The 21,248-nt window shown below is 63.6% G+C and carries 19 protein-coding genes; 10 read left to right on the forward strand and 9 right to left on the reverse strand.

The window, feature by feature from the left end:
- Window positions 1-12 precede the first annotated feature (12 nt).
- The 4 genes from AC4HIX_RS03455 to pyrH form a co-directional block, all read right to left on the reverse strand.
- A complete protein-coding gene (locus tag AC4HIX_RS03455; RefSeq protein WP_490397902.1) occupies window positions 13-789 on the reverse strand; it encodes a phosphatidate cytidylyltransferase in 777 nt (258 codons plus the stop codon).
- The gene (gene uppS, locus AC4HIX_RS03460; RefSeq protein ID WP_490397903.1) at window positions 786-1,544 is read right to left on the reverse strand and encodes an undecaprenyl pyrophosphate synthase; all 759 of its coding nucleotides are present in this window, start codon (window positions 1,542-1,544) and stop codon (window positions 786-788) included. The genes AC4HIX_RS03455 and uppS overlap by 4 nt, the downstream gene beginning before the upstream one ends.
- A gap of 9 nt (window positions 1,545-1,553) precedes the next feature.
- Window positions 1,554-2,117, reverse strand: coding sequence for a ribosome recycling factor (frr, locus tag AC4HIX_RS03465; RefSeq protein ID WP_019296156.1), 564 nt, complete (start codon window positions 2,115-2,117; stop codon window positions 1,554-1,556).
- A gap of 296 nt (window positions 2,118-2,413) precedes the next feature.
- Window positions 2,414-3,163, reverse strand: a complete 750-nt coding sequence (gene pyrH, locus AC4HIX_RS03470; protein ID WP_475052385.1) for a UMP kinase — start codon at window positions 3,161-3,163, stop codon at window positions 2,414-2,416.
- Window positions 3,164-3,291: 128 nt separating this feature from the next.
- Between pyrH and miaA the strand changes: the two genes are divergently transcribed.
- The 6 genes from miaA to AC4HIX_RS03500 all read left to right on the forward strand — a co-directional run bounded on the left by miaA (window position 3,292) and on the right by AC4HIX_RS03500 (window position 11,657).
- Window positions 3,292-4,152 carry a tRNA (adenosine(37)-N6)-dimethylallyltransferase MiaA gene (miaA, locus tag AC4HIX_RS03475; protein ID WP_490397904.1) on the forward strand — a complete coding sequence of 287 codons (861 nt, stop codon included), beginning with the start codon at window positions 3,292-3,294 and terminating at the stop codon, window positions 4,150-4,152.
- A gap of 126 nt (window positions 4,153-4,278) precedes the next feature.
- The gene (locus AC4HIX_RS03480) at window positions 4,279-5,091 is read left to right on the forward strand and encodes an AraC family transcriptional regulator (protein WP_490397905.1); all 813 of its coding nucleotides are present in this window, start codon (window positions 4,279-4,281) and stop codon (window positions 5,089-5,091) included.
- A 302-nt stretch (window positions 5,092-5,393) separates the two neighbouring features.
- On the forward strand, window positions 5,394-7,058 hold the full coding sequence (locus AC4HIX_RS03485) for an ABC transporter substrate-binding protein (RefSeq protein ID WP_475052392.1): 1,665 nt from the start codon (window positions 5,394-5,396) through the stop codon (window positions 7,056-7,058).
- A 123-nt stretch (window positions 7,059-7,181) separates the two neighbouring features.
- Window positions 7,182-8,234: an ABC transporter permease gene (locus tag AC4HIX_RS03490; protein ID WP_475052395.1), complete on the forward strand. Its 1,053-nt coding sequence runs from the start codon at window positions 7,182-7,184 to the stop codon at window positions 8,232-8,234.
- A 15-nt stretch (window positions 8,235-8,249) separates the two neighbouring features.
- Window positions 8,250-9,464, forward strand: coding sequence for an ABC transporter permease (locus AC4HIX_RS03495; protein ID WP_475052397.1), 1,215 nt, complete (start codon window positions 8,250-8,252; stop codon window positions 9,462-9,464).
- A gap of 102 nt (window positions 9,465-9,566) precedes the next feature.
- On the forward strand, window positions 9,567-11,657 hold the full coding sequence (locus AC4HIX_RS03500) for a dipeptide ABC transporter ATP-binding protein (RefSeq protein WP_490397906.1): 2,091 nt from the start codon (window positions 9,567-9,569) through the stop codon (window positions 11,655-11,657).
- Window positions 11,658-11,713: 56 nt separating this feature from the next.
- On the opposite strand, the gene AC4HIX_RS03505 is transcribed toward AC4HIX_RS03500, so the two are convergent.
- The 3 genes from AC4HIX_RS03505 to AC4HIX_RS03515 all read right to left on the reverse strand — a co-directional run bounded on the left by AC4HIX_RS03505 (window position 11,714) and on the right by AC4HIX_RS03515 (window position 14,376).
- Window positions 11,714-13,150, reverse strand: a complete 1,437-nt coding sequence (locus tag AC4HIX_RS03505) for a sulfotransferase (protein ID WP_490397907.1) — start codon at window positions 13,148-13,150, stop codon at window positions 11,714-11,716.
- 141 nt (window positions 13,151-13,291) lie between these two features.
- The gene (locus AC4HIX_RS03510) at window positions 13,292-13,666 is read right to left on the reverse strand and encodes a hypothetical protein (RefSeq protein WP_475052405.1); all 375 of its coding nucleotides are present in this window, start codon (window positions 13,664-13,666) and stop codon (window positions 13,292-13,294) included.
- A gap of 125 nt (window positions 13,667-13,791) precedes the next feature.
- The gene (locus tag AC4HIX_RS03515) at window positions 13,792-14,376 is read right to left on the reverse strand and encodes a lytic transglycosylase domain-containing protein (RefSeq protein WP_475052407.1); all 585 of its coding nucleotides are present in this window, start codon (window positions 14,374-14,376) and stop codon (window positions 13,792-13,794) included.
- A 232-nt stretch (window positions 14,377-14,608) separates the two neighbouring features.
- On the opposite strand from AC4HIX_RS03515, the gene ssb reads away from it, so the two are divergent.
- Together ssb and AC4HIX_RS03525 are read left to right on the forward strand one after the other, a co-directional pair.
- Window positions 14,609-15,148 (forward strand): single-stranded DNA-binding protein, encoded by a 540-nt coding sequence (ssb, locus tag AC4HIX_RS03520; RefSeq protein ID WP_490397908.1) that lies wholly within the window; start codon window positions 14,609-14,611, stop codon window positions 15,146-15,148.
- 377 nt (window positions 15,149-15,525) lie between these two features.
- Window positions 15,526-17,733, forward strand: a complete 2,208-nt coding sequence (locus tag AC4HIX_RS03525; protein WP_490397909.1) for a methyl-accepting chemotaxis protein — start codon at window positions 15,526-15,528, stop codon at window positions 17,731-17,733.
- Between the two features lie 79 nt (window positions 17,734-17,812).
- Here the strand turns inward: AC4HIX_RS03525 and aroB are convergent, their stop codons facing one another.
- Together aroB and AC4HIX_RS03535 are read right to left on the reverse strand one after the other, a co-directional pair.
- Complete coding sequence (aroB, locus tag AC4HIX_RS03530) at window positions 17,813-18,919, reverse strand: 3-dehydroquinate synthase (protein ID WP_490397910.1); 1,107 nt, start codon at window positions 18,917-18,919, stop codon at window positions 17,813-17,815.
- On the reverse strand, window positions 18,919-19,509 hold the full coding sequence (locus AC4HIX_RS03535; RefSeq protein ID WP_475052418.1) for a shikimate kinase: 591 nt from the start codon (window positions 19,507-19,509) through the stop codon (window positions 18,919-18,921). The genes aroB and AC4HIX_RS03535 overlap by 1 nt, the downstream gene beginning before the upstream one ends.
- 81 nt (window positions 19,510-19,590) lie before the next feature.
- On the opposite strand from AC4HIX_RS03535, the gene AC4HIX_RS03540 reads away from it, so the two are divergent.
- Entirely contained in the window at window positions 19,591-19,740 is a 150-nt protein-coding gene (locus tag AC4HIX_RS03540) for a hypothetical protein (protein ID WP_490397911.1), read from the forward strand.
- Window positions 19,730-21,247 (forward strand): hypothetical protein, encoded by a 1,518-nt coding sequence (locus AC4HIX_RS03545; RefSeq protein ID WP_490397912.1) that lies wholly within the window; start codon window positions 19,730-19,732, stop codon window positions 21,245-21,247. The genes AC4HIX_RS03540 and AC4HIX_RS03545 overlap by 11 nt, the downstream gene beginning before the upstream one ends.
- The last annotated feature ends 1 nt before the right edge of the window (window position 21,248 follow it).

A 21,248-nucleotide genomic window follows, 5' to 3' on the forward strand; every position in this document is an offset into this window, starting at 1 on the left:
TTTCCTGCCTGGTTATCCCCAGATGGCGGTCACGGCCAGGAACATGGCCGCGGCGCCCAGCATCCCGTCGAAACGGTCGAACAGCCCGCCGTGCCCGGGGATCAGCGCGCTGGAATCCTTGACGCCCATCTTCCGCTTCAGCGCGCTTTCCGCAACATCGCCGGCCTGGCTGGCCATCGCCAGCAGCACTGACAGCACCACGATACCAAAGCCCAGCCCCATCTGCGCGGCAAACAGTGCGCCCACGAGGGCGGCGGCCAGCCAGCCGGCAGCGGTGCCGCTCCAAGTCTTCTTGGGGCTGACGCGCGGCCAGAACTTGGGCCCGCCAATGATCTTGCCCGCAAAATACCCTGCCACATCGGTCGCAACCACAATGCCGATCAGCCACAGCATCCACTCGACCCCCATCTGGCCGCGCAGCCAGATGAAGCCGAAGCCCGCAAACAGGACCCAGATCGCGCAGCCGGAGAAATAGTGGCGGTTGCGTTCGAACTGGCTGAACCCGGCCGCAACCGGCGCAGCCAGCAAGGGAACCACCCAGATCACCGGCAGCAGCGCCGCCAGCAGCACCGCAACGGCAGAGACTGCGCCCAGCTGCAGCGCAAGGCCGCCGCGTTCCGGCGCCAGCATCCGCACCAGTTCCCAGATCATGCCGCCGCAGCAGAGCGCGATCATTCCGTCAAAGACCAGCCCGCCGGCCCAGACGGCATAGCCGCCCGCAAGGACCATCACGATGGCCGACAGCACCCGCGGCAGCAGGTCGGCCCAGCGGCCCTTGGCAGCGCTCATGTCTTGACTGCCCCGAAGCGGCGGTCGCGGCGTCCATAGCTGCCGCACAGCCGCGCCAGTTCCTCAGCGGTGAAATCCGGCCACAGGGTGTCGATGAACTCATACTCCGCATAGGCCGACTGCCACAGCAGGAAGTTCGAAATCCGCGCCTCGCCGCTGGTCCGGATCACCAGATCCGGGTCCGGCAGCACATGGGTGTCCAGATACCGCGGCAGGGTTTCCTCATCGACGTTTTCCGGGTCCAGACGGCCCTCGGCCACGTCCCGCGCCAGCCGCTTGGTGGCCCGGGCCACCTCATCGCGGCCGCCATAGTTCAGAGCGATGGTGAGCTGAGTGCCGCCGTTGCCTTCGGTCTTGCGCTCAAGCTTGTCCATCAGGTCAATCAGCTTGGCATCCAGCCGCACCCGGTCGCCAATAAAGCGCACCCGGACATTCTTTTCTGCCAAGGCATTCATTTCCTTGGAGATATAGCGGCGGAACAGGCTCATCAGACCGGCCACTTCGGTCTGTGTGCGTTTCCAGTTTTCGGTCGAGAAGGCAAAAATGGTCAGATATTCCACGCCCAGACTTGGGCAGCACTCGACAACTTCACGAACCCGGCGTGCACCGGCATGGTGGCCGAACAGCCGCGGCCGCCCGCGGGCCTGCGCCCAGCGGCCATTGCCGTCCATGATGATGGCCACGTGGCGCGGGCCAGAGCGGACCGCCGGAGCTTCTCCGGCGGGGCTCATCTGCGGATTTGCATCTCCCGGCATAATGCGCCGTCAGACCTGCATAATCTCGGCTTGCTTGGTCTCAAGCGCCTCGTCCACATGTTTGATCATCTTGTCGGTCAGCTCTTGCACCTCAGCTTCCCAGAACTTCTGATCATCTTCCGACATGCCGTCGGCCTTGGCCTTCTTGATCTGGTCCATGCCGTCGCGGCGGACGTTGCGGATCGACACGCGGGCGTGCTCGGCGTACTGGCCGGCAACCTTGCCCAGCTCGCGGCGGCGTTCCTCGTTCAGCTCCGGGATCGGCAGCATGATAATGGTGCCGTTCAGCTGCGGATTAATGCCCAGGCCGGATTCGCGGATCGCTTTTTCCACTTTGCCGACCAGGCCCTTGTCCCAAACATTGATGGTGACCATGCGCGGCTCAGGCACGTTGACGGTGCCGACCTGGTTGATCGGTGTCGGCGAGCCGTAGGCATCCACCATCACCGGCTCCAGCATCGAGGCCGAGGCGCGGCCGGTGCGCAGCGATGCAAATTCAGTGCGCAGGTTGGCCATGGCGCCGTCCATGCGGCGTTTCAGATCATCGGTATCCAGTTCAAAATCATCAGACATGCTGCTCTCTCCCCTTATCTGAGGCGGTCTTCCCTTGGCTCATAAGCCATTGGAAGGCTGATGTATAGCGATCATGCGGGGGAATTGCCGCCCCTCTTGAGCGATACGGTGCTCCGGCGTGCGCTCCCGCATCCTTGCAAATAGCCCGTCCGCAACGCTTTTCCTGCTATTGCTGCGGCCGGGCGGGACCAGATTGCGGGCTGCGGACGCCGGGCCCGGCCGGTCCCTGCCTGCGGCAGAAAGAACGCGGGCCGAAATTAAAGCCCGCGCTCAGATTCCCGGACCATAAGAGGCGGTTAGCCCTGGACCTTGGTGTAGGTTCCCTGACCCGACAGGATACCGCGGAATCCGCCCGGCTCATCCAGCGGAAAGACGATCAGCGGCAGGTTGTTGTCGCGTGCCAGAGCAATGGCAGAGGCATCCATCACCTTCAGCCGCTTGGCGAAGACGTCGTCATAGCTGATCTCGTCATAGCGGACCGCGTCCGGGTGTTCCTTGGGGTCCTTGTCATAAACGCCGTCGACGCCGTTCTTGCCCATAAAGATCGCCTCGCACGCCATTTCATTGGCACGCAGCGTCGCAGCGGTATCGGTGGTGAAATAGGGGTTGCCGGTGCCGGCCGCAAAGATGCAGACCCGCTTCTTCTCCAGGTGGCGCACGGCACGGCGGCGGATGTAGGGTTCCGCCACCTCATCCATCCGGATCGCCGAGATCACCCGGGTAAAGACACCCATGCCTTCCAGTGCCGACTGCATCGCCAGCGCGTTCATCACCGTGGCCAGCATCCCCATGTAGTCGGCAGTGGTGCGCTCCATCCCCTGGGCCGAGCCGGACAGTCCGCGGAAGATGTTGCCGCCGCCGATCACCATGCAGATCTCGACGCCCATGTCGCGCACCGACTTCACCTCGCGGGCGATGCGCTGCACGGTCGGCGGATGAAGGCCGAACCCCTGGTCGCCCATCAGTGCCTCGCCGGAAATTTTCAGCATGACGCGTTTATAGGCGGCGGCCGGATCCAGCTCCGGCTTGTCTTGCGGTTGAGGCATGTTGCGCTCCAGAAGATGTGAGGGTTAATTTGCGCGCAAAATGGAGTAAATCGCTGCGGGTTTCAATGCGCGCAGCGCGGTTTCCGCCGAGTTTTGCGGAACCGGCATCAAAGACGGATCGCAACCGCATGAACCTGCCCGACATCGACCCGGATCTGCCTGTGCTGATCGCAGGCCCCACCGCCTCAGGGAAGTCCGCCCTGGCGCTGGAGATTGCCGCCCGTCAGGGCGGCATCATCGTCAACGCTGATGCCAGCCAGGTCTATGACTGCTGGCGTGTGATCACCGCCCGCCCCTCGCCAAAGGAGGAAGCCCAGGCGCCGCATGCGCTGTACGGCCATGTGGCGTATGACGCGGACTATTCGGCCGGCCACTGGCTGCGCGAGGTGCTGCCGCTGCTGGACGGCCCGGAGCGGTTGATCATTGTCGGCGGCACCGGTCTGTATTTCACCGCGCTGACCGAAGGCATGGCCGAAATTCCGCCCACGCCGCCTGCGGTGCGGGCCGAGGGCGACGCGATGCCGCTGGAAACGCTGCGGGCAAAGCTTGACCCCGGAACCGCCAGCCGCATTGATCTGCAAAACCGCGCCCGTGTTCAGCGCGCGTGGGAGGTTCTCAAGGCCACCGGACGCCCGCTGGCCAGCTGGCAGGACGACACCCCTGCCCCGGCGCTGCCGCTGTCCCGCTGCACCGCAATGGTGCTGAATTCGGACAAGGCGTGGCTTGAGGGCCGCATCCGCAAGCGGTTCGGCCTGATGCTGGATCAGGGCGCGATGGCAGAGATTGAGGCGATGCAGGACCGCTATGACCCCGCCTTGCCCTCCTGCAAGGCGATCGGGGTGCCGGAGCTGATGGCCTATGCCCGGGGGCAGCTCACCCTGGCGGAGGCCGAAGAGCGCGCCGCCATCGCCACCCGGCAGTTTGCCAAGCGCCAGCGCAGCTGGTTCCGCGCCCGGATGAAGGATTGGCGGCAGGTGGCGCTGCCGTAAACGGACGGCGCCCAGCAGGCGGGTCAGTAAAATACCACTCAGTTTCCGCTTTTTCCGGCGGAAACTTGCCAGAATCAGCGTTTTCTGGCCTGTTGCGGCAATCTTTTTTACTGCCCAAGGCAACAGATGCCATTTGATCCAGATTTTTCCGGGGACATTCATACCGCCCCGCTGCCCAGCCTGAGCCCTGACGGCGCCTGGCAGACCTCTCTGTCGCACAGCCGCCGCGAACACCTGCTGATCTGGATCACCCGCGGACAGGGCCGTATGTGTCTCAATGGCGGGCAGCGCGGATTCGGGCCGCACAGCGCCATCTTCATCCCGGCGGGCACACTGTGGTCTGCAGAATTCTCCCGCCAGTGCCTGGGCCACGTTCTGACGATGACCGGTCCGCTGCTGCCGCCCTTTCCCGAAACGCCCTGCCACAAGCGCTTCACCAGCCTCCAGGAGCAGACCCGGCTGACCACCCTGTTCGAGGCCATCAGCCGCGAGCAGGCCGCACAGGCACCATTCTGGCGCCGCGCGGTGCAGGCGCAGTGCGAACTGGCCGCCATCACCCTGCGGCGCCAGCCAGACACCAGCGGCCAAGCCGCGCGCCAGACTGCGGCGCAGCGCCTGTGCCGGGCCTATTGCCAGCGCGTGGCCGGGCTGCAGGACCGGCAGGCCGCAATGGCGGATCATGCCGCAGCGCTGCAGGTGACGCCGACCCACCTGACGCGGGTCTGCAAGGCCGAGACCGGCAGGACCGCCGCTGCCCTGCTGACCGAACGCCAGCTTCATTCCGCACGCACTCTGCTGATCGCCTCCGACCTGGCCATTCGCGACATCGCCTCCCAGCTGGGCTTCGGCAGCGCCGCATATTTCACCAGATTCATCACGCAGCACACCGGCCAGTCCCCAAGCGCCCTGCGTAAAAAAGCACGCGCGAAATCCCAATAGGTTGATCCGCTTGCAGATTCTCGCATGTTTGCCAGCTGGCGCCTGGTTTGGCCCCTATTACTGGGCAGTTTTGAACAGTATGCGGCCGTATGCCCTTTCCGTTTACAAAAACGACGCCGCAAATGTCGTATTTCTACCGTGAAACGACGAAACTGTGCATTGACGAAAGGGCATATCTCTGCCCGAATGCAGCTATGGGGAAACTTTAATCCGAAACGTGCTTCACAAACGCTCAGCCAGCCGCTGAGCCGATAGCCGTTTCGTAAGATAATACAAACAAACGCTACAACAGGGAGACCTAAATGACCAAAGACACCATCAACGGAGCCCCGGTGCACTGGGCAGCAAAAATGCATGCCAAGGAAGTTCTGGAGGGCAAGCTCGGCCGCCGCGAATTTCTGACCCGCACCACCGCCCTGGGTGTAACCGCAACTGCAGCCTATGGCATGATTGGCCTGGCCGCGCCGGCCAAGGCCGCTGAGGGCATGCAGGAAGGCGGCACCTTGCGCGTGCAGATGGAAGTCCGGCCGCTCAAGGACCCGCGCACCTACGACTGGTCGCAGATGGGCAACCTGACCCGCGGCACCCAGGAATACCTGGTGGAATACAACAATGACGGCTCCATCAGCCCGATGCTGCTGGAAAGCTGGGAAATCAACGAAGACGCCACCGTCTACACGCTGAATGTCCGCCAGGGCGTCAAGTGGAACAACGGCGACGACTTCACCGCAGAGGACGTGGCCCGCAACATCGCCGGCTGGTGCGACAAGTCGGTCGAAGGCAACTCCATGGCCGGCCGTTTCGGCACCCTGATCGACGCCGACAGCGGCCAGGCCGTCGAAGGCGGCATCGAGGTGGTGGACAGCCACACCGTGAAGCTGAACCTGCCGTCCTCGGACATTTCGCTGATCGCCGGCATGGCCGACTATCCGGCAGCCATTGTGCATTCCTCCTTCCAGACAAACGACTTCCTGAGCAACGTAGGCACTGGCCCTTACGTGCTGACCGAACTGGAAGTGGGTGTGAAGGCGGCACTGGAGCGCAATGCGGACCACACCTGGTGGGGCGAAGCCGAATTCGGCAAGCCTGCGCTGGACCGCATCGAGTACATCGACTTCGGCACCGACCCGTCATCCTGGCTTGCGGCGCTGGAATCCGATGAAGTCGACATGCTCTATGAATCGGTTGGCGAATTCATCGATGTGATGGACGGCCTCGGCTATAAAAAGTCTGAAGTCGTGACCATGTCCTCGATCGTGATCCGTCCCAACCAGCTGGCGGAAATCGACGGCAAGAAGCCTTACGCAGACAAACGCGTCCGCAAGGCGATCCAGATGGCGGTCGACAACTCGGTCTGCCTGGAACTGGGCTATGGCGGCCGCGGCGAGCCTGCGGAAAACCACCATGTCGGCCCGATCCACCCGGAATACGCCGAACTGCCGCCGCAGAAAGTGGACCCGGAAGGCGCCCGCGCGCTGATGGAAGAAGCCGGCATGCTGGACTTCGAGCATGAGCTGCTGTCGATCGACGACGACTGGCGCCGGAACACCACCGACGCGGTTGCCGCGCAGCTGCGCGACGCTGGCATCAAGGTGAAGCGGACCGTGCTGCCGGGCTCGACTTTCTGGAACGACTGGGCGAAATACCCGTTCTCCTCCACCAACTGGAACCATCGCCCCCTGGGCGTGCAGATCTGGGCGCTGGCCTACAAGTCCGGCGAAGCCTGGAATGAGTTCGGCTGGGCGAACGAGGAGTTCGACGCTCTGCTGGCCGAAGCCCTGTCGATTGCCGACGCGGACAAGCGCCGCGAGATCGCCAAGAAGGGTGAGATGCTGATCCAGGAGGAAGGCGTGACCATCCAGCCGTACTGGCGCTCGCTGTACCGCCACATGCGCGAAGGTGTCATGGGCGCGGACATGCACGTGTCCTTCGAGCACCACCACTACAAGTGGGGCTGGGCCGCTTAAGCCGGCTCCCGGCTCCGCTCCGGCCTCCTGCACCGCCCCGCCCGGGGCGGTGCAATCCAGCTAAGACGATAAGAGACCCGCACCTGCACACGGGTCCGATCCGCCAGACTGACAGGGGACCCCATGGGACTTTTCATTCTCCGACGCTCGGGCGTGATGCTGCTGACGGCCTTGTGCCTGACGTTCATCGTGTTTTTCCTGACGAACCTCTACCCTAACCTTGAGAAACTCGCCAAAACCCAAGGCAACTTCCGTATGTCGGATGAGGCTGTGGCCAGCTGGCTGGATGCCAACGGCTATGGCGGCACGATGGTCTCCAAGTACGGCCAGTGGCTCGGTGTGCTGCCGGGCTGGACCCGCGAGACCGAGACAGGCATCACCGGCCGCTGCATCACTGGCGCTGTCAGTGCAGAGCAAGCCGCCGAAGCCCCCACATTCTGCGGCATTCTGCAAGGCGACTGGGGATATTCGACCCGGTTCAAGGATGAAGTCTCGTCAATCATCACCGAAAGGCTCGGCAACACCGGCCGCCTGATGTTCTGGGTGCTGGTGCTGATGGTGCCATCGGCACTGATCATCGGCGTTCTGGCGGGCATGCGCGAAGGCTCGGCCACCGACCGGACCCTGTCCACCGCGTCGATCCTGACCACGGCAACGCCCGAATACGTCTCGGGCGTGATCTTCATCGCCGTGTTCACGTCGTCCACGGTCGGTTTGAAGTGGTTCAAGGGCACCGCAACCTCAGCGATGGATAATCCGACATTTGAGAATTTCTTCCTGCCGGTGCTGACCATTGCGCTTTACGGCATGGGATACATCGCCCGGATGACCCGCGCCTCGATGACCGAGGTGATGACGGCGCAATACATCCGCACCGCGCGCCTCAAGGGCGTGAGCTTCCACAACATCGTTCTGAAGCACGCGCTCAGGAACGCGCTGATTGCCCCCTTCACCGTTATCATGCTGCAGTTCCCCTGGCTGCTGAATGGCGTAGTGATCGTCGAAACCCTGTTCAACTACAAGGGTTTCGGCTGGGTGCTGGTGGAAGCGGCGGGCAACAATGACATCGAACTGCTGCTGGCCGTCTCCGTGGTCTCAGTCGTCGTGGTGCTGGTCACCCAGCTGATCTCCGATATCGGCTATGTGTACCTGAACCCGCGTATCCGGATCTCTTAAGGAAGGCAGCTGAGCATGGAACCTCTTGGTTTTTTTGAAATCACCCTGCGGATCATCTACCAGCTGTCGCCGGTCTGGATTTCACTGGTGATCCTGTTTGCACTCTCGATCGGCTTCAAACGGCGGCTGGGTCTTTACGGCAAACTGTTTGACAGCCCCATCGGCATGATCGGCTTCGGACTGGTGATGTTCTGGGTGTTCACCGGCATCTACGGTGCCATGGACATGATCGTCACCCATGACCCGCTGACCCAGGTCTCGGGCATGAAGAACAAGCTGCCCGGTACCCCGGTGCGCGGTGCAGGCGAAGAAGAGTACCAGTATTACCTGCTGGGCGGCGACAACCTGGCCCGCGACGTGTTCAGCCGGCTTGTGAAAGGCGCCTGGGAAGTCATCAAGATTGCCCCGATGGCCGCGGTCTTTGCCTTTATGGTGGGGATCACTCTGGGCCTGCCCGCGGGCTATTACGGCGGCAAGCTGGACACGGTCCTGTCCTTTGCGGCGAACCTGATCCTGGCCTTCCCGGTGATCCTGCTGTTCTACCTGCTGGTGACACCCGAGATCGTTGCCACCGGCGTGCCGAACTATATGGCGATCATTCTGTTCATCTTCCCGATCATCTTTGTCGGGGTGCTGCTGAACTCGCGCTATTACACCCGCCCCAAGCTGCGCAACTGGCTGCTGCCGGTTGTGCTCGGGACCATCATCTGGTTCTACCTGCAGCTGGTGTCCAACGGCGGCTACCTGATCAACACGCCGGAATACGCGATCTGGGGTCTGCCCCGGGCGATGGACCTCTTTGATATCCCTGGCGGTATCCTGGTGGTGTTCGTGTCTGTTGTCTTCGTCAACTCGCCCACGGTGTTCCGCATCGTGCGCGGCCTGACGCTGGACATCAAAACCCGCGACTATGTGGCGGCCGCCCAGACCCGCGGCGAGGGGCCATGGTACATCATGCTGTGGGAGATCCTGCCCAACGCCCGCGGGCCGCTGATCGTCGATTTCTGCCTGCGCATCGGCTACACTACCATCCTCTTGGGTACTTTGGGCTTCTTTGGCCTTGGCCTGCCGCCGGAAAGCCCGGACTGGGGATCGACCATCAATGACGGGCGCAAGCTGCTGTCGATCTACCTGCACCCGGCCCTGCCGCCTGCATTCGCGCTGCTGACACTGGTGCTTGGTCTGAACCTGCTGGCCGACGGCCTGCGCGAAGAGAGCCTGAAAGACTGATCCGAACCGGCGGGACCGGGGGCCAGCCCCCGGACCCCCGGGATATTTGAGGCCAGATGAAAGGGATCCCGTCCCTTCCAGCCTCAACAGGGAGACAAGAACATGATCAAAATGGCAGACTACAACGGCCCGATCCTGGAGATTGACAAGCTGTCGATCTCCTTCTTCACCCGTCTGCGCGAAATCCCAGCGGTGATGGATTTCTCCGTGGCGGTGCAGCCGGGCGAGGCCGTGGGCCTGGTCGGCGAAAGCGGCTGCGGTAAATCCACCGTGGCGCTGGGGGTGATGCAGGACCTGGGCAAAAACGGCCGCATTGTCGGCGGGACCATCAAGTTCAAGGGGCGCGACCTGAGCGAGATGAGCGCGGAAGAGCTGCGCGACATCCGCGGCAATGAGATCGCGATGATCTATCAGGAGCCGATGGCCTCGCTCAATCCGGCGATGAAGATCGGCAAGCAGCTGATGGAAGTGCCGATGATCCACGAAGGCGTCAGCGAGAAGGAAGCCTATCAGCGCGCCCTGGAAGTGGTCACCGACGTGCGCCTGCCCGACCCGGAGCGGATGCTGAACTCCTTCCCGCACCAGCTGTCGGGCGGCCAGCAGCAGCGTATCGTGATCGCGATGGCCCTGATGTCGAAACCCTCGCTGCTGATCCTTGATGAGCCCACCACCGCGCTCGACGTGACGGTGGAGGCCGCGGTGGTTGAGCTGGTCAAGGATCTGGGCAAGAAATACGGCACCTCGATGCTGTTCATCTCCCATAACCTAGGACTGGTTCTGGAGACCTGCGACCGCTTGTGTGTGATGTATTCCGGAGAGGCCGTGGAACGCGGCTCGATCCACGACGTGTTCGACGAGATGCAGCATCCCTATACCCAGGCGCTGTTCCGCTCGATCCCGCTGCCGGGGGCTGACAAAAACGCCCGGCCGCTGGTCGCGATCCCCGGCAACTTTCCCCTGCCCCACGAACGGCCGCCTGGCTGCAACTTCGGCCCCCGCTGCGACTATTTCGAAGAGGGCCGCTGCGATGCCGACCAGGTGGTCCCGATGCGGCCGGTAAAGGGCAATGACCGGCACGAGACCCGCTGCCTGCGGTTCGAGGAGATCGACTGGAACGCGCCGCTGACGCTGGGCGAGCAGAAGGAAAAGACCGCGCCCGGCAACGTCGTTCTGAAGATGGACAACCTCAAGAAATACTATGAGGTTGCCGCCAATGCGCTGTTCGGCGGCGGTGAAAAGAAGGTTGTGAAGGCCAACGAGACGCTGAGCTTTGAGGCGCGCGAGTCTGAAACCCTCGCCATCGTCGGCGAATCCGGCTGCGGCAAATCCACCTTTGCCAAGGTGCTCATGGGTCTGGAAACCGCAACCGAGGGCCAGATCCTGCTGGATAACCGCAATATCGAGCAGATCCCGATCGAGGAGCGCGACACCAAGACCGTCTCTGACGTGCAGATGGTGTTCCAGAACCCGTTCGACACGCTGAACCCGTCGATGACTGTGGGCCGCCAGATCATGCGGGCGCTGGAAATCTTCGGGGTGGGCGGTTCCGAGGCTGAACGCCGCAAGAAGATGCTGGAGCTGCTCGACCTGGTGAAACTGCCGCGGGCCTTTGCCGACCGGATGCCGCGGCAGCTCTCGGGCGGTCAGAAGCAGCGTGTGGGCATCGCCCGCGCCTTTGCCGGCGGCGCCCGCATTGTCGTGGCGGATGAGCCGGTCTCGGCGCTGGACGTGTCGGTGCAGGCTGCCGTTACCGATCTCCTGATGGAGATCCAGCGCAAGGAAAAGACCACACTGCTGTTCATTTCGCACGACCTGTCGATCGTGCGCTACCTCAGCGACCGGGTGATGGTGATGTATTTGGGCCATGTGGTGGAGCTGGGAACCACCGATCAGGTGTTCGCACCGCCCTACCACCCCTATACCGAAGCCCTGCTGTCGGCTGTGCCGATTGCCGATACCTCGGTCGAAAAGGAGCATATCGTTCTGGAAGGCGACATCCCGTCGGCGATGAACCCGCCCCCGGGCTGCCCGTTCCAGACCCGCTGCCGCTGGAAGTCAGAAGTGCCGGGCGGATTGTGCGAGCGCGAGGTGCCGCCGGTGCGTCAGCTGGGTGATGGCCATCAGGTCAAATGCCACCTGAGCGACGAGGTGCTGGAGCGGATGACACCGGTGATCAAGGTCGCCGCTGAGTAAAGCCGCGCAATCTCAAGTCTAGACATCAGGCAGGGGCCCGCCCCTGCCTTTTTCACTCAAGCACCGGCGGCCTGCCGGTCCCAGGCCTGCCATGAGCCGATCCATTCGGATCCGCCAAGCGCACCGGCCAGAGGCTCAAGCTCTTCCTGGTAACGCCGCCACTTGCCAAGTGCGCCTTTGTTGATTTTCTCCCGGACCTGGAGGAGCGACGCCGTGTTCACCGCGGCTTCGTTTTCCTCAGGACGCAAACAGGCCTCGTGCCAGTCCAGGCCGGCATGCGCAAGCAGCGCCCGGATCTGCTCCTCGGGGTGTGAAACAAGCGCTTCATAGGATTGGATCCGCAATTGGCTGCCCAGTTTGCTCTGGTAGTCCTGAACCGACAACAGAACGCTGCGGGTGATGTGGCCGATCCACTCAAGCCGGGCAGAGAATCCATTACCCGCGTGAAAATTGGTTTTGAAGTTTGACAGGCCGGTATCCAGCGGATGCCGTGACATGAAGACGAACCTGGCATCGGGCAGCAGGACATGCGCAAGCCCCAGCTCAAAGCAGTTCAGCGGCATCTTGTCGAGCACGACACGCCCCTCCGGACGCTCGTTCTGAAAGGCGCATTGGTAGAAATACGCCCGGAACTGGCGAATTGCCTCCTCGTCGAGCTGACCGAACCAATCCCACCAGCCGGTGCCGCCGCCGCGGGCCGCAACATATTGCCGGACGGCACCGGCAGTCTTGTCCAGTGCGCTGCTTTCTCCGATACTGCAAATCTCTGGATGCCGGCTGAGAGAGCTTTCCACCAGCGTGGTTCCAGAACGCGGCATCCCGGTGATAAACAGCATGCGGGAGGCGTCAGCATCTGCCTGTGCGTCAGCGGCGCGGCAAGCCTCAAAAACCTTGGCCTGATCCTTCACACGCGTACCGATACTCTCAGCATCGTAATCCGCATCCTTAAGTTCATTTGCCGATTTGTAATGGGCAAATGCCAGTTTGAAGTTCCCCTGTTTTTCCTCGATCCTGGCAAGGGTTGTATGCGCCAGAACCTGCTCCGCGACAGAGACCGTGGCGGATGCCGCCAGCGCCTTGAGGCGCGAAACATGGCGGCTGTCGACCGGAACCGGCTGCACCAGGTTCAATCCGGCGATGAAACTGACATTCTCCGGCGACAGCTCCAGGGCCTTGCGATAGGCAGCGGCAGCACCGGTCCTGTCGCCGGCAGATGCATTCATAGCCGCGAACTTTCCCCAGGCCGCCGCGTTGGCGGGCAAGGCGTCCAGAAGCAGCTCCATCAGTTTCAAGGCCGTCTGGCAATCGCCCACCCGGAAATAGCAGACCGCGGCCCGGTCCAGCACAGTTGCGTCGCCAAAGTCCGACCTCAGCACCGGGATGAGCAGCTGCAGCGCCTGCGCGAACCTGCCCCCGGCCATCAGCTGGTCCACGGCCGCTAGACCGCTGCGGGGGGATGTTGCCAAAGCACTTTTGTCCAGCGTCCGGGTCATGGGGCCTCCTTGCTCCGCCGTTTGGGAACAAGGTTAAGGCCACATGGTTTACAAGCAGTGAAGAGGACACGCGGAGCCCAGCTGCGGCCTGCCGAGACCTGCTGGAGCGCCGGACACAGCCAGTCGCGGGTCTGAGAGGTGTCAGCTCAGCAGCAGCACCGCGATCATCAGAAGGTTCATTGACGCAAACTGCAGCAGCTTCGGCGCAAGGCTGCCCCTGACAGCCGCAAACAGGGCTGCGGCCACAGAACCCGCCAGCCCCGCCAGGGCAAGGCTGCCGCCAATAGCGCCGGCCAGCCCGGTGCCAGGTCCCCATGAGGAACCAGGCAGCATCATGCCCTTCAGGCCGACACCGATCAGGATACCCGTCACGGCCCCCGCCAGGCTTGCCACCGCACTGCGCGGCTGCCGCGGCAGCCGCCCGGCCAGGACGCTGTCAATCATCTGCCGGGTCGGAACTGGGCTCGGCTGCCAGTTGATCCTGCCGATCCGCTCGTCGAAGCTATTGATATACAACACTTACCCTCCATTTCCCGCCGCCAATTTCACGAAAAATTAAGGCAAATGCGTGACGCTGGAACGGAGTTAACGGGGCATTAAGGGGTGTTACTGCGGTATTAACCAAGCCGGGAACAGCCGTCTCAGCTGCCCCAGATCTTCCTCACATAATTGCGGGTTTCCTTGTAGGGCGGGACCCCTCCGTGTTTCACCACCGCCTCCGGCCCCGCGTTATACGCCGCCAAAGCCAGCCGCCAGGAGCCGAATTTGCGGAACTGCCGTGCCAGGTAGCGGGCGCCGCCTTCAAGATTCTGCTTTGGTACCGACGGATTGACCCCAAGCGCCCGCGCAGTGGCAGGCATCAGCTGCGCAAGCCCCAGCGCTCCTTTGTGCGACTTGGCATTCGGGTTCCAGTTGCTCTCCTGCTGCACCAGCCGCAGGAACAGGTCCTCTGGCACTCCATGCTGGCGGGCTGCTGCGCGCGCCATCTCCAGATACTGCCCCCGGTACTTGCCATTATATGGCAGAGTGCCCGCGGCGGAGGGAATCCCGTAAGTCTGCGGCTGCAGCCTGGCAGAATTCTTGTACTGCGCAGCGGCGCGGCCATCCAGAACCCTGGTGTGGGCGGCAAACAGGTCGCGCCTGCTCTTTGTGCTCAATACATCGGCCGCAACTGGCTGCCCTGCTGCCATGACCGCGATCACCAACCCCGCAACGGCTTTGCGCATTTCCGCTGTCCTGATACTGTCCCACTGCGGGCAATATACCCAATGCGAAACAAAATTAAAGCAACACAGGCGTGAACCACCGCAAATCCCGCGCCGGCGGCGTCCAAAGCATCCACAGATGCCTGCTTTTCACGCTGGTCATGGGGCTATACTGTCGCCGGAACGCGGCGGGGCCGGATTCGAGCCCGGCCGCTGCTGGACACGACGAACAGAAACTAAAGGACGGAACCCTATGGCCGGCTCACTCAACAAAGTCATGCTCATCGGCAACCTGGGCCGCGACCCCGAGGTGCGCAGCTTCCAGAACGGCGGCAAGGTCTGCAACCTGCGCATCGCCACCTCGGAAACCTGGAAGGACCGCAACACCGGCGAGCGCCGCGAAAAGACCGAATGGCACTCCGTCGCGATTTTCAACGAGGGCCTGGTGCGCGTCGCAGAACAGTATCTGCGAAAGGGTTCCAAGGTCTACGTCGAAGGCCAGCTGCAAACCCGCAAGTGGCAGGACCAAAGCGGCCAGGACAGGTATTCGACCGAGGTGGTGCTGCAGGGCTTCGGTTCGACCCTGACCATGCTTGACGGCCGCGGCGAAGGCGGTGGCGGCGGCGGCGGTTATGGCGGCGGCCAGGGCGGTGGCGGCTACGGCGGCGGCAGTCAGGGCGGCGGCTACGGCGGCGGCTATGACAGCGGTTCGCAAGGCGGCGGCAGCAGCAGCGGCGGCGGATACGGCGGCGGCGCCTCCCACAACATCGACGACGACGAAATTCCGTTCTAAGGCCAGTCGCCTCGGCAAGCGTGCCATTTCCGAACACAGAGAAGCTCCCAGGCGGTCAGCCTTGGGAGCTTTTCAAATTGTCGCGGTGCTTTCCGGTGTTTTAACGGTTTGCACGGCAGCCTCCTGCCCCGGCGGCAGAGCCGCCCCCTCCGGAAAAAACAGGGCCGGCAGGCGGATGCTCCTTCGCACTCTTCGCATTCTCCCCGAAGTTTCAAAGGTATGCCGAACTGAACACCACACCGCCGGTTGACTTCGAGCCGGTTGGCCCCAGCGTTCCGGACGTGCACCGCCCCGTTCTCCCAGGTAGCCGAATATTAAGAGACCGGATGCATGCTGAATGCAATCATGGCGATAAATGTGTGACAAAGGTTCTGGTTATGAGTATGCGCTTTTTGCAGCACCTCTCCATTAGGGTGAAGATCACAATGCTGCTGGCAGCGCCGCTGCTCCTCAGCCTCTGGTTTATGGGTAACAAGCTGGCCGAACTGTACCAGCGCGCACAGGTGAACACTGTGCTGGCCGGGGAGCTGCTGGACAGCACCAGCAGCCTTGTGCACACGCTGCAGGTCGAACGCGGGATGAGCGCAGGCTACCTTGGCGGAGCCTCTGCGGCGATGCCGGAAGCGCTGCTTGATATCCGCAAGAAGAATGACGCCGCTATAGCCGGATTTCTCTCCCGCCTTAAAGGTATCGACCGCGGCCAGCTGAGCGGCGAGGCCCTTCAGTCCATCGGCGTTGCACAAACGGAGCTGGACCGGATAGAGGGTGTCCGCCAGCAGATCGCCGCCCGGTCCTTACCTGTGCGCGCCGCGGTCGGATATTACACCGCTTTGAACACCGCGCTGATCCAGACCGGGCTGTCCATAGCCCAAACAATCGACGACCCCGGCATCTTCAACGAGGCTGTTGCCCTGTCGCTCTATTTGCGGGCCAAAGATGCGGCCGGGCTCGAACGCGCTGCCGGCGCTGTCGGGTTTGCCAATGGCTGGACGCCCGCTGATTTTCAGGCTTTTGCCGTCAGCCACGAGCGCTTCAAAGAACGTCTGGCACGTTTTCTCGACTTTGCCACCGCCGAAGAACGCGCCGCGGTGAACAGCCTGAAAAGCACCCCTGAGGTGAAGGAGTTCGAGGAATTCCAGCAGGCAATTTTGGCCGGCCGCGACCTCTCGGGCATGAACGGGGACGCGTGGTTCGCAGCCGCGACAGACATGCTGAAGGTCCTGCGCGGCAGAGAAACCGCCCTCATTCAGAACCTCAAAGACGGCATGGCGGCGTACGACGCGCAGAACAATCAGCAGCTGACCGAAATGGCCGTCCTTGCTGCGGTACTGCTTGCAGCCGTTCTCGCCCTCAGCCTGGTCGTCGCCCGCGATATGACCAAGGGGCTGTCCGTGCTGAACAGCGCCTTGAGGAAACTTGCCAAAGGTGACGCCAGCACCGAGGTTCCCGGCGCGGGCCGCCGGGACGAGATCGGCGCAGTCGCCCGCAATGTCGTCGAACTGCGCACGGTGACCCAGCAGAAACAGGCAGAGGAAACCCGGATCGAACGGACACGCCGCGAAGAAGTCCTGCTGGTGGCCCGCCGTATCGGCGCAGCGTTGACGGATCTGCAGAACAAGCGGCTGGACCACCCGATCAAAGAGGTCTTCCCAGAGCAGTTCAAATCGATCCGCACGGACTTCAACAACTCCCTGCACGCGCTGAGTGAAGCGCTCTCCGCCATCGGCGAACTGAGCACGAGCGTCGACGAAAGCACCCGGTCGATCGCAGAAGCCTCAACAGATCTGGCACACCGCACCGAGGCCGAGTCGGCGACGCTGGAGAAGACCACGCAAGCCATGCGCGACTTGACCGCCAGCGTGCAGGATTCGGCAAATAACGCGGATCGTGCCGAACACCTGGCGGACAGTGCCCGGAACCAAGTCAAATCCTGCGACCAAGTGGTGAGAAAAACCGTTGCCGCCATGGACAAGCTGCAGGAATCCTCTCAGGAAATCTCGCAGATCACCAAGGTGATCCAGGATATCGCCCTTCAGACCAACCTGCTGGCGCTGAATGCCGGGGTCGAGGCGGCCAGGGCCGGAGACGCGGGCCGCGGCTTTGCGGTGGTCGCCAGCGAGGTCCGGATGCTTGCGCAGCGCTGTGCGGATGCGGTGCAGCAGATCGACGAGCTTACCGCCCGCAGCTCCGAACAGGTCAAGAACGGCGCCTCGCTGGTCGATCAGGCAGGCCAGGCGATGTCCAGCGTGAACGAACAGGTCGGGGAAATTTCCAGCCTGGCCGTAGAGATCGCCGCCAACATCAAGGAACAGTCGGTGCAGATGGGCGATGTCAATACTGCCGTCGGCGAGCTGGAAGTGATGGCACAGCAGAATGCCGCCATGGCCGAGCAGACCACCGCCGCCACCACCTCCCTCTCGGAGCAGGCGCAGGATCTGCGGGTACTCGTCACCCAGTTCACCGTTCCCCGGGCGTCTGGCCCGCTGCCCGCGCTGACCCGCCCGTCCGGCAGAGGGGAGCCGCACATTAGCATCGGCTTTGACGCCGGTCAGCCCGGATTTGACTCCGGCAGCGCCGCGGCCTGAGCCGGGCCGCCGCCTGCACTGAATACAAACAGGGCAGCCGCTGCGGCTGCCCTCTTGGTTTCCTGTCTAATCCCGCCCGTCAGGCGCCGGCGCTGCGCAGCACCGACAGGACCTGCTCCGGCGGCACGTCTCCGGTCACAAAGGCCTCGCCAATGCCGCGCGCCAGGATGAACCGCAGCTGGCCCGCGACAACCTTCTTGTCCTGCCCCATCAGCTCCAGCAGCGCCTCGGCGCCGGGCAGCTCGCCGGGGATATCGGCCAGATCGGTCTTCATCCCCATCGCCTTCAGATGCGCCCGCACCCGGCTAGGGTCTTCCTGGGAACACAGCCCCAGTTTCGCCGACAGCTCAAACGCCAGCGCGCAGCCGATCGCCACGCCCTCGCCATGCAGCAACCGGTCCGAATAGCCGGTCGCGGCCTCCAGCGCATGGCAGAAGGTATGGCCGAGGTTCAGCAAGGCCCGGTCGCCCTGCTCGGTCTCGTCGCGCACGACGATGTCCGCCTTCATCTGCACCGAGCGCGCCACCGCCTCGACCCGTGCGGCGACATCGCCAGCCGCCAGGGCCGGGCCGTTTTCCTCGAGCCAGGCAAAGAACACCGCATCGCCCAGCAGCCCGTATTTCACCACCTCACCATAGCCGGACAGGAAGTCGCGCGGCTTCAGCGTTTCCAGAACCGAGGTATCGGCCAGCACCAGCGAGGGCTGATGAAAGGCGCCGATCAGGTTCTTGCCCTGCGGCGCGTTGATGCCGGTCTTGCCGCCCACGGAACTGTCGACCTGCGCCAAAAGCGAGGTCGGGATCTGCACAAACCGCACCCCGCGGCGCAGAACAGCAGCGGCAAAACCGGCCAGGTCGCCGATCACCCCGCCGCCAAAGGCGACAACCACGTCGCCCCGCTCCACCTTCTGTTCCAAGAGCCACTCCACCGACCGGGTGAACTGCGGCCAGCCCTTGGTCGCCTCGCCCGGCGGCAGGGCCAGCGCCGTCATTTCCACGCCCGCAGCCGCCAGCCCGGCGCGCAAGCCGTCCAGGTGCTTCTCCGCCACGGTCTCGTCGGTCAGCACCGCCACCTGCGGCCGTTTCAGCAGCGGCCTGATACGCTCGCCCGCCTGCGCCAGCAGCCCGGGCCCGATCACGACGTCATAGGCGCGGTCGCCCAGAGGCACGTGAACCGTACGTTCCATCATTTCCACTCCAGTACATCAGGGCGTGCCTTCAAGGCGTCCAGCACGCGGTCAACCATGGTTTCGATTGCGGCCTGGCCGTCAGAGGCAACCGTCAGATCGGCCTTGGCATAAAGCGGCACCCGCTGCTCGTACAGGCCCCGAAGCGTCGCATAGGGATCGGCGGTGCGCAGCAGCGGCCGGGTGTCGCGATGGCGGACCCGGTTCCACAGCACATCCAAACCTGCGTCCAGCCAGACAGAAACCCCTTTGGCGGTGATCACCTCACGGTTCTCCTGCGCCAGGAACGCGCCGCCGCCGGTCGACAGAACTCCGCGCTCCTCTTCCAGCAGGCGGGCAATCACCTGCCGCTCCTTCTGGCGGAAAAACGGCTCGCCGTCGCGGGCGAAAATCTCCGGGATGGTCATGTTGGCAGCGGCCTCGATCTCATGGTCGCTGTCCAGAAAGGGCACATCCAGCCGGGCCGCCAGCGCCCGCCCCACAGCGGTCTTTCCGGCCCCCATCATCCCCACCATCACGATGGTTTTCTTCAGTTGCCCAGGCACCGGGCCCGCCGCCTTCTGGCCGCTGATTTGCTCTTTTTCGCTCATTCTTCAGTGAATGACGTGATCTTGCGCAAAAGGGAATATATAACTTGGTCAAAAGAGCAGGAAACAGGCATTGGACACGATATGGGGCGTTTGATTAAGTATCTGGTCTATTTGGTAGTTCTGGCCGGTATCGGGCTGGTTGGCTACGCCTATGTGGGGCCGTGGTTCGGCGCCGATTTCCGCGCGCCCAGCGCCGAAGTGCGCAAGCCGGTGGTGCTGAATGCGGATTAAGGCGGCTGCCGCAGGGGTTATGCTGGCAGGCAATGCCTTCGCCAACGAGCCCCTGGCAGCGATTGACTGGCTGAACCAGCCGCAGCCGCGCAGCGGCCTGCCCGGCACCGTTCTGCTGGAACCGCCGGTCACCGGCACCGCGACGGTGCCGCCGGTGTCCGTCACCCCGCTGGAGGCGCTTCTGCCGCCTGTCGGGCTGGTTCCGGCTGCCGCAACGGGGCTTCCGCCCGACATGTGGCGCGGCAGCAGTGCTGATGAGGTCGCCCGCCTGATCGAAACCGTGCCGGTGCGCGGCAGCCCGGCGATGCAGGCGCTGCTGTTCACCCTTCTGCTGTCGGAAAGCCGCCCGCCTGCAGCCTCCAAGGACAAGATCCTGCTGGCCCGGCTCGACCGGCTGCTGGCGCTCGGGGCTGCGGACCCATCGCAGGCGTTGGCGGAACATGCTGGCCCGGCCAAAAACAAGGAGCGGTTCGCCCGCTGGTTCGATGCCACCCTGCTGACCGGCAGCGAGGATGCCTCCTGCAAGGCGCTGGCCGCCGAGCCGCATTTGACGGACAGCTATGACGACAGAATCTTTTGTGCGGCGCGGCGCGGCGACTGGCCGACTGCGGCGCTGATGCTGGAAACCGCCCATGCGCTGGAACTGCTGCCCAAGGAGCGGATGGACCTGCTGGACCGTTTCCTCAATCCCGACCTGTTTGAGGGGGCGCCGCCGCTGCCCCATCCGGCGGAACCGGATCCGCTGACCTTCCGCCTGTTCGAAACGATTGGCGAGCCGATGCCCACGTCGCCGCTGCCGCCGGCCTTTGCCGCGGCGGATCTGCGCGACATTGCCGGCTGGAAAGCGCAGCTGGAAGCGGCGGAGCGGCTGGCCCGCGGCGGCGCGCTCAACCCCAATCAGTATCTCGGCCTGTTCAGCGACCGCAAACCGGCCGCATCGGGCGGCATCTGGGACCGGGTTGCGGCGGTGCAGCAGCTGGAGCACGACCTGAATTCCGGCCGTGCCGAAGCAGTTGCCGCTTCCCTGCCCCGCGCATGGGAGGCGATGCAGCAGGCGGGCACTGAGACCGTTTTTGCCGACCTCTTTGCCGAGCCGCTGGCGCGCGCCGGGCTGGACGGCCCCGTCAAAGCGCTGGCCTGGCGTATCCGCCTGTTGTCTCCGCTCTATGAACTGGCCGCGCATGACACCCCCGCGGAAGGAACCCGGGAGCAGTTCCTGGCAAGCCTCGCCCGCGGACGCCCCGGCGAGGTCCCGACCCCGTCGCCGCTGGCGGAAGCCATTGCGCTGGGGTTCGCCGCAGAACCGCCCGTCCCCGCCGTGATCCGGCAGTTGCTGGACAATGGCCAGCTGGGCGAAGCGATCCTGCGCAGCATGGTGCTGTTTGCGCAAGGTTCCGACGGCAACCTGGGCGACCTGACCGCCGCGCTGGCCGCTTTCCGTGCGGTTGGGCTGGAGGACACCGCCCGGCGCGCCTCACTGCAGCTGATGCTGCTGGAGCGTCAGTGAC

This window comes from Leisingera sp. (assembly GCF_982940295.1).

What these genes read in the sequence shown, in the direction of transcription:
- AC4HIX_RS03455 (WP_490397902.1), bottom strand. Translation starts at nt 789, where the DNA reads ATGAGCGCTGCCAAGGGCCGCTGGGCCGACCTGCTGCCGCGGGTGCTG.
- uppS (WP_490397903.1), bottom strand. Translation starts at nt 1,544, where the DNA reads ATGCCGGGAGATGCAAATCCGCAGATGAGCCCCGCCGGAGAAGCTCCG.
- frr (WP_019296156.1), bottom strand. Translation starts at nt 2,117, where the DNA reads ATGTCTGATGATTTTGAACTGGATACCGATGATCTGAAACGCCGCATG.
- pyrH (WP_475052385.1), bottom strand. Translation starts at nt 3,163, where the DNA reads ATGCCTCAACCGCAAGACAAGCCGGAGCTGGATCCGGCCGCCGCCTAT.
- miaA (WP_490397904.1), top strand. Translation starts at nt 3,292, where the DNA reads ATGAACCTGCCCGACATCGACCCGGATCTGCCTGTGCTGATCGCAGGC.
- AC4HIX_RS03480 (WP_490397905.1), top strand. Translation starts at nt 4,279, where the DNA reads ATGCCATTTGATCCAGATTTTTCCGGGGACATTCATACCGCCCCGCTG.
- AC4HIX_RS03485 (WP_475052392.1), top strand. Translation starts at nt 5,394, where the DNA reads ATGACCAAAGACACCATCAACGGAGCCCCGGTGCACTGGGCAGCAAAA.
- AC4HIX_RS03490 (WP_475052395.1), top strand. Translation starts at nt 7,182, where the DNA reads ATGGGACTTTTCATTCTCCGACGCTCGGGCGTGATGCTGCTGACGGCC.
- AC4HIX_RS03495 (WP_475052397.1), top strand. Translation starts at nt 8,250, where the DNA reads ATGGAACCTCTTGGTTTTTTTGAAATCACCCTGCGGATCATCTACCAG.
- AC4HIX_RS03500 (WP_490397906.1), top strand. Translation starts at nt 9,567, where the DNA reads ATGATCAAAATGGCAGACTACAACGGCCCGATCCTGGAGATTGACAAG.
- AC4HIX_RS03505 (WP_490397907.1), bottom strand. Translation starts at nt 13,150, where the DNA reads ATGACCCGGACGCTGGACAAAAGTGCTTTGGCAACATCCCCCCGCAGC.
- AC4HIX_RS03515 (WP_475052407.1), bottom strand. Translation starts at nt 14,376, where the DNA reads ATGCGCAAAGCCGTTGCGGGGTTGGTGATCGCGGTCATGGCAGCAGGG.
- ssb (WP_490397908.1), top strand. Translation starts at nt 14,609, where the DNA reads ATGGCCGGCTCACTCAACAAAGTCATGCTCATCGGCAACCTGGGCCGC.
- AC4HIX_RS03525 (WP_490397909.1), top strand. Translation starts at nt 15,526, where the DNA reads ATGAGTATGCGCTTTTTGCAGCACCTCTCCATTAGGGTGAAGATCACA.
- aroB (WP_490397910.1), bottom strand. Translation starts at nt 18,919, where the DNA reads ATGGAACGTACGGTTCACGTGCCTCTGGGCGACCGCGCCTATGACGTC.
- AC4HIX_RS03535 (WP_475052418.1), bottom strand. Translation starts at nt 19,509, where the DNA reads ATGAGCGAAAAAGAGCAAATCAGCGGCCAGAAGGCGGCGGGCCCGGTG.
- AC4HIX_RS03540 (WP_490397911.1), top strand. Translation starts at nt 19,591, where the DNA reads ATGGGGCGTTTGATTAAGTATCTGGTCTATTTGGTAGTTCTGGCCGGT.
- AC4HIX_RS03545 (WP_490397912.1), top strand. Translation starts at nt 19,730, where the DNA reads ATGCGGATTAAGGCGGCTGCCGCAGGGGTTATGCTGGCAGGCAATGCC.